Below are 13,445 nucleotides of genomic sequence, written 5' to 3'. Positions count from 1 at the left end.
TTTTACTACTTCTGACCGTAATAAGCGTCTTTACCATGCTTGCGCAAAAAGTGCTTGTCTAATAAAGTCTGCGACATTTCAGTTTCAGCATTTAACTGAAATGAGCGGAATGTCATTTTCGCAACTTCCTCTAAAACCACGGCGTTATGCACCGCATTATGTGCATCAGTTCCCCAATTAAACGGGGCATGATTATTTACCAAAACTCCGGGCATAAAATCAGGATTCAGATCTTTGAAACATTCTACAATTACATTTCCTGTTTCCAGCTCATACTCTGTTTTGATTTCCTCATCCGTCATTTTTCGGGTACATGGGATTTCGCCATAAAAATAATCAGCATGAGTTGTTCCGACAGCAGGAATCGACTTCCCGGCTTGCGCCCAGCTGGTAGCCCACTCGGAATGAGTATGAACAACCCCTCCAATATTTTTGAAGTTGCGGTATAAAACTAAGTGAGTTGCAGTATCCGAAGATGGTTTGTATTGTCCTTCAACAATATTTCCATCCAAGTCGAGCACCACCATATCAGCGGGTTTCATACCGTCGTATGAAACGCCGCTGGGCTTGATTACAACTAATCCTTTTTCTCGGTCAATGCCACTCACATTCCCCCAGGTGAATACAACTAAACCGTATTCCACGAGGTCGAGATTGGCTTGACAAACCTGTTCTTTTAATTCTTCTAACATTTCTAATTTTTTACCAGAAATAAATATAAAACACAACCGTTAATCCAATAATAATTGCGGAGTGGATAACATCCCAATGATTCCAGCTCTTGCGAGTTGCAGCTTTATCTTCTTCAGACGCTGAGGAGAATGTCAATCCATTGAGCTGCTCGGCAGATGCCGCTTTTGTAAATTTACTTACAACCAGAACAACTGCCATACTGAACACAAGCATACCTCCACTAAAGAACAGCCAGTTTACATCATAAAACAAGGTGTAAAAGAAATTATTTACTCCCGTTTCAGTAGCCCAAAGTTTTACATCTTCATAGCCGGCACTTCCTGCCATACTCGTATACATCACTTTCGCCCCAAGACGCAACACACCAATAATAAACCCGGAAATCATTCCCCACATACCTCCTTTGGGTGTTGGCCTAGAAGACACAACTCCCAACAGAAATGCCGCTGCAATACCCGGAGCTAAAACAGATTGAACATCCTGAAGATACGTATACAATACATCTCCAATGTTACGCATAATAGGAATCCAGAGAATACCCAAAATAACAATAACAACAGTGGCAACACGCCCTACCTGAAGAAGTTTATTTTCACTTGTATCTGGTCGGTATTTTTTATAAAAGTCAATTGTAAACAACATAGCCGACGAGTTAAACAAGGAAGCCAGGGAGCTCATCAAGGCAGCCAAAATACCACAAACAACCAGACCTTTAACGCCTGCAGGTAATAGTTTTGCGACTAAGGTTGGGAACGCTGCATCGGCATTTGGTGTACCATTTTCCAGCAATGGTAAAAATCCACCCTGTCCCAGGTATTTTTGATGCAAGGCAAAAGCAATCATACCCGGAATCATGAACAAGAATACCGGAGTGAGCTTCAGGTAAGCGCCAAAAATGGTTCCCCGGCGTGCTTCCCTTTCATTTTTACCCGAAAGCACACGTTGTACAATAAACTGATCGGTACACCAATACCAGAAACCAATAACCGCAGAGCCGATAAATACTCCAAGCCAAGGGAAGTCCGAGTCTCGATTACTGCGTATTAAATTAACCATACTATCACCGTGTTCATTCACAGGAACAGCACTTGTAATGCGCATCATTTCATCCCAGCCTCCCAGCTCTTTCAAGCCAAGTACAACAATAATAATTGAACCTAACAGCAAAATAGGAGTTTGCAGAACCGAGGTATACAACACTGATTTCATTCCACCAATTACCGTATAAACAGCTGTTAGCAATACCAAACCAACTGCAGAAATCCAAAAGAAGTCGATTCCCCACATGGTTTCAATACCAAACACTTGCTGAAAGACCAGCCCTCCGGCATAGACCGTAACAGCAACTTTTGTTAATACGTAACTAACTAAAGAAATCAGTGACAATATTGTTCTGGACTCCTTATTATAGCGTCGTTCGAGGAACTCAGGCATGGTTGAAACCATACTTCGAGAATAAAAAGGAACGAACACCCATCCCAGGATCAGAATCATCCATCCCTGAATTTCCCAGTGTGCCATTGCCATACCACTGGAAGCTCCTGCTCCAGCTAAACCAATTAAGTGTTCTGATCCAATATTGGAGGCAAAAATGGATGCTCCAATGGCAATCCATGAGGCATCACGACCTGCAAGGAAATAATCTCCTGAGGTCTCTTCCTTTTGCCTAAACACCCACACAATAATACCAATTAGGGCGAGCGCAAAAATTCCAATTACGATCCAGTCAAGTAAACCCATTAGTTAAAGTTTTTAGTTTATGTTTATTAGTTTTATTGAATCCTTATAGTCCTTTGGAAAGATGATAATACAAGTCATTCCACTTCAGCTCTTTTTTGAATTCTGAAATTTTAGTATCCTCATCAATTACAAGCATCTCAAGATCAAGCATATCACCAAGATCTTCCAAAAATTCTTTGTTTAGAGCCATGCTGAAACTTGTATGGTGAGCTCCTCCACCCAGGATCCAGGCAGCAGCACCGACTTCAAGATTTGGCATTGGCACCCACAGAGCACAAGCTACCGGTAATTTCGGAAGGGCTTTTGGTGTCATACATTTTACTGGATTAAGAATTAAACGCATCCGACCGCCCATGTCAACCAATGTTGCATTTACACCGTCACCTTCGGGTGCATTAAACACCAAGCGAGCAGGAGCATCTTTGCCACCAATTCCCAATGGATGTACTTCAATCTTAGGTTTAGCCTCAGCAATCGAAGGACAAATTTCCAACATATGCGCACTCAATACAGCTGGCTGCGCTGGATCTAAGTGGTAAGTATAATCTTCCATAAACGAACATCCACCTTCCAAACCTTGCGACATGGCTTTCATAATACGCACCAGTCCTGATTGTTTCCAGTCGCCTTCAGCACCAAACCCATAACCCTGAGCCATCATACGCTGACTTGCCAAGCCCGGAAGTTGTTTTAAGCCGGTAAGATCTTCGAAGTTTGTGGTAAATGCCTTGTAACCGTGCTCATCCAGAAATTTTTTCATCCCAAGCTCGATTTTCGCCTGGTAACGAATATTCTCATTTGATTTATCGTCTAATTGATATTCAGCTGCATACACATCCATCAAATCATCAACTTCTTTTTCTGAGATGGTATCCATACTGGCAACTAACTCTCCAACGCCATGTGCATTAACCTGCCAGCCAAGAACTCGTTGTGCTTCAACTTTATCACCCTCGGTAACAGCCACATAACGCATATTATCACCAAAACGACAAATCTTCAAGTTTTTAGATTCATTATTACCGACTGCGGCACGCGCCCAGATTCCAACCTTTTGTTGAACATTTTCATCTTCCCAATAACCAACTACAACTTTACGATTCTTGCGCATACGTGAACAAATGAAACCAAACTCACGGTCGCCATGTGCCGACTGGTTCAAATTCATAAAGTCCATATCGATGGTTTCCCAAGGAATGTCACGATTAAACTGCGTATGAAGGTGCAAAAATGGTTTATTTAGAACACTCAATCCTTGAATCCACATTTTAGCAGGTGAAAAAGTGTGCATCCAAGTAATTATACCGATACAATTTTCGGATGTGTTAGCCGCCTGGCAGCAATTATAAATTTCTTCGGGAGTTTTAACTACAGGTTTAAACACAATTTTTACAGGGATTGATGGGGATGCATCAAAAGCCTTAGCGATTTTTTCTGAATGAGTATCAACTTGCTTGAGTGTTTCTTCGCCATATAAGTTTTGACTACCTGTAATAAACCAAACTTCGTAGGATTTTAAATCTTTCGTTTTCATCTTGTTAAATAATTTATTTTTGTTAGATTTTTATAATTTGACCAATTTCCTTTTCGTTAATGTCTTCTGCCTCATAGGAGTAATAATAGGCCCCTTTTTTCGATTCGCTGGAATCCTTTTTGTTCAATCTTTTCAAAATCCCAAGTGACAAAATCTTTTTTCTGAAATTCCCGGGATCAAATTCCCGCTGAAAAATTGCTTCATACAGCCCCCTTAACTGGGTAAGAGTGAACATTTCGGGCAACAACTCCTTACCAACAAGTCCATGTCCAGCCTTAAATTGAAGTTTAGCAAGAGCCTTTGCAACCATTTCATTGTGATCGAAAATTAAGTCCGGCATTTTGGCCAGCGAATACCAGGTAGCGCCATGCTCTTTTAAGAGATTTTCGTCGTACCGATCAAGACGAACTAAAGCGTAATATGCCAAACTGATCACCCTTGCCGATTTTTCACGATTTGGATCAGCGAAGGCTGCTACTTGTTCCATGAAAATATCATCTAATCCCGTGGTCTTTTTCAATATTCGCTCTGCCGCCTGGTCCGAAGATTCGTCATTCTGAACAAAACCACCCGGCAATGACCAATTTCCCTTTGATGGCTCGAAACTACGGGGATATAATAGTAATTTCAACTCGCCGCTGTCATAACCAAAAATTACGCAATCAACTGCAACATAATGCCTTGGATGCTCTCCATATAATTCTGATAAGAATTCTTTTGATCGTTTCATCTGATTATAATCGTTTGCTTTTTATTAGGGATCATATGAACCTCGCCTATAATCATCCTCCTTAATGTAAGAACTTTTACATGCTTGTTTCATCTGGTCAAAACTATAAAAAGTATTTTTTACTTTTATTAAATTTCGTTGCTTTTTTCACATAAGTGTTCTATAACACATATACTAAAATTGATTGAAAGACAAATTACTTACGAAAAGAATGCATGAGAAGAAAGAATAAAAAGAGCAGCTACAAGTTTGGACCCCACACTATCGGATACCGAATGTTAATACTAACGTTTCGAACTTAGTATTAACTTTAAGCGATCTGTTGAACTTAATGACAACAATTGGAGTTCACGAGTTTCAAATCAACCCGAGAAGGCACTAGTCATTATTAGCAAAGTTCAATAGATTCCTACAGTACTCAGCAGACGGGAATTATAGCACGAGGGCGCATCGTTCAAATCAATTAATTTGTACTATTCGTTTTAATGTTTAACCCGGAAATGTTTCCATCATGCTTTCATTTTGAAAAATATAGCACCTCGGCTAGCTGTAAGTGGTTGGTTATGAAAATAAAAAAAGGAGCTGATTTCTCAACTCCTGGTGCCCAGAACAAGGGCATATTGTATTAAATCAACAGGCTTAAATTCAGTATTTTATCAAGATGAAATTTTTGTGGTCTCGATAAATCACCTCCAACAAAATTGAAGAACATTTCTGTATTCAAAAATACAAAATGATCGATTTGATACCAAATCAGTTGTTATTTAATTTATACTGATCATAGTTCAACCCAGAATATGCAATAGGAACAATCGGAAACGAAATCGGGATCTGACACTTTAAATGCTTTGTTCATAATTCAATACGTTCAGTTTAATGCTCTACCATTTTGGATGAATTTGGCCCGGTATAAGATTCCTTTAATCTGCCAAAGTCAATCAATATCCGGTCAACACTTACAGAAGTATCTGTCCCCCATAATTTGAACCGGTACTTACCAGGTTTCATATTGAGTTTCCCGGTTCCCACCATGTGGCCCTCCAATACATTATCGGCTCACTGCTGACCGTCCATTTGATTCCACCAACCGACGCCTTATTATTTTATCCCAACTGGGCGAGATAATTTGGGAGAGACCTGTTGTTTTCAAAAATTCTTTTACGGGCAATTTCTGCCTGTAACTAAATGGAGAGGCTTAATTTATTGAGAATAAAGCTTTGAGTTATTCCAGAAACTTTTCAATATCTTTAACATGACCAAAAATTACCAAAATCTCTCCTTTTTCAAGGAGGGTATCAGCTTTTGCCATTTCCTTCACTTCCATTGTTGATTGTTTTATTCCTAAAAAATTTCTTTTTTTTGTTTTTGAAATTATCGTCAGAACATTAATGTTGTGTTTGGAGCGTATATCGGTTTCGCCCAAACGTTTTCCTTCGTACCTTTCCGGCACTTCAGCCTTTACAATGCTGTATTCGCTGGAGAGTTCAAAAGAATCAATAAAACCTTCAGAGGTCAGGTTCTTTGCTAGTTTCTCGGCTGAATCTTGTTCGGGATGCACAATTTCTTCAATCCCCATGGCACGAAGTACTGTTTCCTGCGTTTGGGAAACAGCCCGGCTAATGATTCTTTTGGCGTTTAACTGTTTCATGTTTGCTGTAACCATTATCGAGTTCCCTTCATGTTCGCCAATGCTTACAATAACCACATCGGCATCTTTTACAGGTATTTCTTTAGCCGTATGAATATCCGTACAATTGGCACAAATAGTATGAGTAATGTCGTTTTTAAACATTTCAACTTTCGACATACTGCTATCCACTCCGATCACCTCGTGCCCGAGTTGTGTGAGTCTTACTGCCAATGCGCCCCCAAAATTTCCTAATCCGACTATTAAAAAGTTCATTGTTTTTAATTTTAGTTAATTAAAATCCCTTCCGATGGATATTGTAGTAATTTCCCGGTTGATTTTTTAAAAAATGAAGATATAAAAGTTAACGCCCCAACCCGGCCGACAAACATGGTCAGGGTGATGATAATTTTTCCGGCACCAGACAAATCACTCGTTATCCCTCTGCTTAATCCTACCGTGCTGAATGCCGAAAAAACTTCAAAAATGATATCGGTCGCTTTTTTATCCGGTTCGGTTTTAAACAATAGAAAAACGACCAGCCCAATAATCACTACGGATAAAAAAATAAAGGCAAACGAGCGTTTAAGTGATGTTTCAGAGATTTGTCTTTTGTTGAGTTCAACCCGGTCTTTTCCTTGTGCCAGGTTTATAATGTTCAAAATAGCCAATGCAAATGTGCTTGTTTTTATCCCTCCACCGGTTGATGCAGGAGATGCTCCAATCCACATAAGTAAAATAACAAACATTAAAGTTGGTGTATGAATTGCGAACGTATTAACCGTATTAAAACCTGCCGTTCGTGGGGTGGCAGCCTCAAAAAACGCGATTAAAAGTTTACCGAATCCATTGTGTTCTGCCAAAGTGTTATCATACTCCAATACATAAAATACTAAGGTACCTGCTATTAATAAAATCAGGGTAGTGTACACGACTAACTTTGTATTCAGTGTAAAAACCTGAGCCTGGTGAATAACTTCCCGACGTTTGTTTAACCGGAGAAGGCGGTTAAGAAACAAATATTTCACCCAGGTATAGATATTAATAATTACTGGAAAGCCAAGCCCCCCGATGATGAAAAGCAAAGCTATTGTAGCATGCAACGGATAATCAAACCGGTAATTTATGTTGTAGAAACTGTTGGAAAGTGTTGAGAAACCTGCGTTGCAAAAAGCAGATATGGAATGGAATACGGAGAAAAAAACAGCATCCGGCTGATTAATTGCAGCAGTGGTTTTAATATTCATAAAGATGAGTACGAAACCAGTTACCTCAACAAGAACAGTAAAAAAAACAATCTTTTTTAAGGTGCCGATTACTTCAGCAATTTTGTTTTCACTGGTAAGGTTACCAAGCATAACCAGGTTCTGATAAGAAGAGCCACCCATAAAAAAATAGGCAAAGAAACTGGTGAATGTCATAATACCGATACCACCTAATTGAATAAGCACCAAAATGATAGATTGACCAAAAACCGTAAAGTACGAACCTGTGTCAACCACTATTAAGCCGGTAACACAAACCGCACTGGTTGAAGTAAATAATGCATCGGTAAAATGAATCCCTGAATGGGTAGCACGGGGTAACATTAACAAAAAGGTTCCGGCCAAAATCAACAAAGCAAAACTGGCAATAAAAATGGCTGCCGGATTAACATGCTTATAACGCCAGCTAAACCTTAACCCCGAAATTTCGCGGATTAAACTTACCGAAAAAGCGATGAACAGCCATATTTTTGGGTTGACAGGACCATTAGATAGTTCACCAAATGATATGCTTACCAGAAGATAATTGTAAAAGCCCCATAAAACCAGTTCTATAATCCAAATTCTAAGTTTTTCTAAATTTTTAAAATCAGCAATATATTTTATTGGAATGGTGAGTATTATCCCTAATAAAAAGACAAAATATGAATAATTGATAACTCTCAATGTTTTAGCTCCCTGGCTAAAACCAATATCAAATAGCAAGGTTAGAATTGCCAAACCGCTGAACAAAAGCGGACCATATTTTAGTTTATATTTTTTCACTACTGCTCGGGATAGATAATTACTATATTATTTTCACTGAACCTGCCCAGCGCACTGTTCATTATGTGTTCAAAAGACTTGTTATATGAAATGGTTTTCTTTCTGGAATGAATGAAAACAAGTAATTCAGCAGATGAGTCCCGAATATTTTCGTTTATATGTTGCCTAATTTCATGTTGTTTTAATTCAAAGTATTTTAATGTGCCGGCTTGGGTTGTATAATGATTAATTGCTTCAACGGTCAGCGAAGAACTACAATCAACGTTTACCTTTAATTTTAACTTTCTGGTGAGAAAAGTCAATGTGTCAAGCCATAAATGAAATCCTTTTTCATATTGGGCATTTTCAGGGCACAACAGATGTATTTTTCTCACCTGCCTGAAACTTGATGGTGTTTTTAGTACAATTACCATACGTTCAGTTTTATCGAGTAGGTTTTTCATTACATTTCCGAAGAGAATATGAAATGGTGTTTTACTTTTGTGCCACCCCATAACAATAGTTGTAGCTACTAATTCTTCAGCAGCACGCACAATCCCGTTTGTTATATTATTGTCGATACGCGAAGTGGTTTCAAACGAAATATCAGAATGTAATGAATGGATAACCTCTGAAAGTTTCTGCTGATTTTTATCAATTTCATTTCTCACCTCAATCCTGTTCGTGAAGACAGACAGTGGATATATAGGAATGCTAATATCTTCCTTTTTAATCAAGCTGGCAAATTCGAGCAGGTTTTCCATTGTAGAAGGGTTGGCAACCGGAACCAGTATCTTTTGTTTAATTTTTGAATCTTCATTAATTGATTCTTCGTCAATCAACAATTTTTTACCCGCTTTTTGCGTCATATATGAACTGCCAATACTGGTAACCAATATCAATATCACAGTATTGTTCAGTACAGTTTCCGGAACAATTCCCATATTGAAGCCAATTAGAATAATTGCAATTGCCGAAGCTGCACGGGAAACACTTAATCCAAAAATTAGGTTGGTTTCGGTTTTCGTTGTTTTAACAAATAATCTGGATATTAGAGCGGCAACATATTTGCCAGCAAAAGCAGCAATTATGAGAACCATCAGAAGGATTACCTGGTAAGGCTCATTAAAATAGACTTTAAAATTGGCGAGTATACCAATTGAAATCAAAAAGAATGGAATAAACAAATTATTGCCTATGAATTCAATACGTTTGTACAGAGGCGATGAACTAATCACCAGTCTGTTCAGAACAAGGCCACTAAAAAAAGCGCCAATTATAGGTTCAATATTGAGCAAATAAGCCACCAAAGCCGAAGAGAACAGAATTACCAAAATGAAAATATATTGAACCCCCAAGTCACCTTCGTACTTATTCAGAAAAAACTTTGCCAGACGTGGAAATACTATAAAAACAACAAGAAATAACAAAAGAAAATTTAATCCCAGTAAAAGTAAGCTATCCAAATTGAAACCACCACCGGCAAAATTGGTAATTAATTCCATAGCCACCAATGCAAGGATATCGGCTATAATGGTAGCTCCAACAATTATCGTCACAATGGGCTTATTGACAATACCCAACCGTCCAAGTAACGGATATGAGATTAACGTATGTGAAGAAAGCATGGCTGCAATTAACCATGAGGTAATTTCTTCATAATCCAGTAAATACCTGCTTGTAAAATAACCGATTATGAAAGGCAGGGCAAATGTGGCAATACCAATAAAAATACTTTTTAATTTATTTTCAATAAAATCAATCAGGTCTATTTCCAAACCTGCCAGAAACATCAGGTACAATAATCCCATTGTTCCCAGAAGGTTGAATTCCAGGTCTGGAGATACTAAGTTGAATCCATGCGGGCCAATGATAGCACCGCTAATGAGTAACCCAACAATTGACGGAATACGAATTCTTTCGAAAAAAACCGGGCCAATGAGAAGAATGATCAGAATCAGAGTAATAATTATTACCGGTTCGTTAAATGGAAACTGGATTAAGGCATGAAACATAAACAACTATTTTTTATCTTCCGAAACATTATCAGAAGGGTTACGTTCGGTTGAATCATTTTGAATAACGTCAAAAGGTATATCTTCTGGTTCAATCGGTTCAGTTTTGCGTTTCTTGAAACCATTGAGCAGATTTGGTTTTAAACTAAGCATTATAACCAATAAAGAGCAAATAATAATACTAAACAGTACAATGGAGTAGCCCAGGTCAACAATAATCTCTCCATGAGCCAGTCCTCTTTGTAATGGAAGGGCGGCTAACACTGCCGGAACCAATCCTTTAGGTGTCATAACTGCCATTATTGTTTTTTCGGGTTTGGGAATATTTTTACCGGTAAGATAAACCACACCCGGAATACGAAACCCAATTATTAATAAAACGATTAAAAACCCTGTTGCATAAATTGCCGGAGCACCAAATTGCAGTGAAATACCCACATAAACAAAGAAATAGGTTTGCATGATAAACACTACCTCAGCAAAAAAATCTCTTTCATTCGGATTAAATCCCGAACTTTTGAACGTAAAAACCTTCCTGAATTCTTTTGATTCACCCAGTCCGTCAATATTGCCTAAAATAATTCCAAAAGATAAAACGGCTATACCCCCGTTTAACGCCAACAACTCAACAACACCATATAAAATAAAAACAAAGGCAAGCGTAGTGAACATCGAACTTTTTACACTTCTTATTTTTCCAATAAAAGTTGACCATAAAAATCCACTCAATAAGCCCAGGATAATTGCAAAAACAAAGGCCTTCCACATCTTTGAAAGAATCATTTGGGGTGAAACTACATTTTCGGCAATTCCATCAAGCAAGGCCAGACCAACAACGAGACAAAGCACATCGCTTAGTGCCGATTCGAGAATTAATACAGATGTACTTTCCCCACCCATCTTAAGCTGCCTTACCGTTGGAATTACAACAGCCGAAGAGGTTCCTCCAACGATAGCTCCGATAAATACAGAACTCATTACATCAACACCCAGCAGCCAGCGGGAAATCCAGGATGTGAGTAAAATGGTAACTACAAAATTTACCAACGTTAATAATGTAGCCGAACCAATGGCTTTTTTAATTTCTTTGAAATGGAGGCTGGCGCCACTTTCAAACAAGATTACAACGAGTGTAATAGTGGTAAAAATGTTGCCCAACTCACCAAAAAAGTCGATGGTGACTATTCCACTTACAGGCCCTACAATAATGCCTATTAAAAGTAATAACAGCACATTGGGAATTTTTGTTTTATCGAAAAGTTGGTTGAAAACGTGCGATAAAAAAATCAATACCCCAAGAATAATTATGGTGATGTATAAATCCATTTTTTAGTTTCTACCAAAATAGTTTAGTGAAAAATACTGATATTTTATCGATATAAACTAATATCAAATGTAAAATTCGGAGGGGATAATATATTCCTTTATAAAATCTTTATATCCACACAATAAATCTTTACAAAATCTTTATAAAATCCGAGACAATTTTGCGTTGTCGGTTGATTAACAAAGTTACAAATGACAGATCTTACAAATCAAGGATGATAATTAGGACCTTGAGTATATTAAAATTGATCCATACCTATCCAGTACCGGTAAAGTTTCGAAAAGACAAACTGCCAATTATCATTTAAGGAGATCACCTAATATTCGACACTATGCGTTATAAAAATATTTTGCTTTCCATTTCCCTTGTCTTACTTTTTGAAGGCTTGTCGTTTCTGTTATGTACTCCTTACGCAGTTTTTTATCACGAGTCACTTAAGCCTTTTTTAATACCAGCTATTATTTCTTTGGTGTCAGGCTTCTCTCTCTACTCTTTTTCAGGTAAAAGGTTTAAAGCCATAGAAAGCAATAAAGAGAGTGTAACTTTAATTCTGATTTCATGGTTCATACTAATTTTAGCTGGAGCGCTTCCGTACCTTATCAGCAAGACAATTCCAGCATCGATTGACATACTTTTTGAAACAATTTCGGGCTTTACAACAACCGGAACATCCATACTTCCAGACATTGAGCAGTTGCCCAAATCCATACTCTTCTGGCGCAGCCTTACTCACTGGTTAGGAGGCATAGCTACAATTATAATGGTAATTACCATTATGCCAGCGCTTAAAATTGGAGGAAATAAACTCTTTTTTCCGGAATCTTTATCCGAAGAAAAACCTGCTCACAGCCTTGTGTTTATTGTTGCACGTGTATTTATGGTTTATATTGTTTTAACAGTGATACAGGCACTTTTTTTATATGCTGGAGGAATGAGTCTTTATACCAGTTTGTGTTATTCTTTTGGAACGGTGTCTACCGGCAGTTTCTCCCCTCAAAATGGGAATATGGCAGGTTATTCGGCGTATATCCAGTACGTAATGCTACTTTTTATGTTTTTATCCGGTATTAGTTACCTGATTTATTATCTGATAATAAGCGGGAAATACAAGGCAATAAGAAAAAATGATGAAATAAGGATTTATGTTTTAATTACATTTATAGCGGCCATATCTTTTACCGGGATATTATATTTTGATACAGGAAAAGGATTTGGACCGGCTTTTAGGGAAGGCGCTTTTCAGGTTGTTTCACTGGTTTCTTCGTCTGGCTATTCGAATGCAGAATATTTATCGTGGCCTGATTTTATTTTGCCCCTGATGTACCTTCTCATTATAATAGGCGGATGTGTCGGTTCTGCCAGTGGTGGTATCAAAATGTCCCGGTTCCTGGTACTTTTTAGGAATTTCGGGCTACAATTAAAAAATCCAACAAATTCCGAAACAAATATTTCAACGGTAAAATACAATGGGAACAATATTGATAAAGAGACTAATCTTTCAATATTGACTTTTATTTTTGTTTTCGGGATTGTGTTTGTTTTTGGCACACTTGCCCTTACTTTTTTTGTGCCAGATGTTAAAGAATCTGTGTTTTTATCCATCTCGGCGTTATCAAATTTCGGGTATAACCTGAGCCTATCTGGTTTCCCTAATGCAGGAAAGATAGTTTTAAGTCTGCTGATGTTAATTGGCAGGTTCGAAATTTTTCCTGTTCTGCTTTTATTTTTCCCGGCATTCTACAAAGAAGTTAAATAGTTTACGATACATCA

Annotated in this window: 10 protein-coding genes; 1 reads left to right on the top strand and 9 read right to left on the bottom strand. The window is 38.0% G+C overall.

Annotated features, from left to right (window positions below; all coding sequences use genetic code 11):
• Positions 1-5 precede the first annotated feature (5 nt).
• The 9 genes from araD to ACTB00_RS11055 all read right to left on the bottom strand — a co-directional run bounded on the left by araD (position 6) and on the right by ACTB00_RS11055 (position 11,674).
• Positions 6-692 (bottom strand): L-ribulose-5-phosphate 4-epimerase, encoded by a 687-nt coding sequence (gene araD / locus ACTB00_RS11095; RefSeq protein ID WP_463299989.1) that lies wholly within the window; start codon positions 690-692, stop codon positions 6-8.
• A 10-nt stretch (positions 693-702) separates the two neighbouring features.
• Positions 703-2,433, bottom strand: coding sequence for a sodium:solute symporter (locus ACTB00_RS11090; protein ID WP_463299988.1), 1,731 nt, complete (start codon positions 2,431-2,433; stop codon positions 703-705).
• Between the two features lie 43 nt (positions 2,434-2,476).
• The gene (araA, locus tag ACTB00_RS11085) at positions 2,477-3,967 is read right to left on the bottom strand and encodes an L-arabinose isomerase (RefSeq protein WP_463299987.1); all 1,491 of its coding nucleotides are present in this window, start codon (positions 3,965-3,967) and stop codon (positions 2,477-2,479) included.
• A 22-nt stretch (positions 3,968-3,989) separates the two neighbouring features.
• The gene (locus ACTB00_RS11080) at positions 3,990-4,697 is read right to left on the bottom strand and encodes an NUDIX hydrolase (RefSeq protein WP_463299986.1); all 708 of its coding nucleotides are present in this window, start codon (positions 4,695-4,697) and stop codon (positions 3,990-3,992) included.
• Positions 4,698-5,570: 873 nt separating this feature from the next.
• Complete coding sequence (locus ACTB00_RS11075) at positions 5,571-5,741, bottom strand: hypothetical protein (RefSeq protein WP_463299985.1); 171 nt, start codon at positions 5,739-5,741, stop codon at positions 5,571-5,573.
• A gap of 178 nt (positions 5,742-5,919) precedes the next feature.
• Complete coding sequence (locus ACTB00_RS11070) at positions 5,920-6,600, bottom strand: potassium channel family protein (RefSeq protein ID WP_463299984.1); 681 nt, start codon at positions 6,598-6,600, stop codon at positions 5,920-5,922.
• Positions 6,601-6,611: 11 nt separating this feature from the next.
• A complete protein-coding gene (locus ACTB00_RS11065; protein WP_463299983.1) occupies positions 6,612-8,354 on the bottom strand; it encodes a TrkH family potassium uptake protein in 1,743 nt (580 codons plus the stop codon).
• Positions 8,354-10,348: a cation:proton antiporter domain-containing protein gene (locus ACTB00_RS11060; protein ID WP_463299982.1), complete on the bottom strand. Its 1,995-nt coding sequence runs from the start codon at positions 10,346-10,348 to the stop codon at positions 8,354-8,356. The genes ACTB00_RS11065 and ACTB00_RS11060 overlap by 1 nt, the downstream gene beginning before the upstream one ends.
• A 6-nt stretch (positions 10,349-10,354) precedes the next feature.
• On the bottom strand, positions 10,355-11,674 hold the full coding sequence (locus tag ACTB00_RS11055) for a cation:proton antiporter (protein WP_463299981.1): 1,320 nt from the start codon (positions 11,672-11,674) through the stop codon (positions 10,355-10,357).
• A gap of 332 nt (positions 11,675-12,006) precedes the next feature.
• Here ACTB00_RS11055 and ACTB00_RS11050 point away from each other — a divergent pair, with 332 nt between their 5' ends.
• The gene (locus ACTB00_RS11050; protein ID WP_463299980.1) at positions 12,007-13,431 is read left to right on the top strand and encodes a TrkH family potassium uptake protein; all 1,425 of its coding nucleotides are present in this window, start codon (positions 12,007-12,009) and stop codon (positions 13,429-13,431) included.
• Positions 13,432-13,445 lie beyond the last annotated feature (14 nt).

The sequence above is a fragment of the Sunxiuqinia sp. genome (assembly GCF_055140945.1).
The sequence above is the reverse complement of the archived record's forward strand: the minus strand, read 5'-3'. Positions and strand labels throughout refer to the sequence as shown.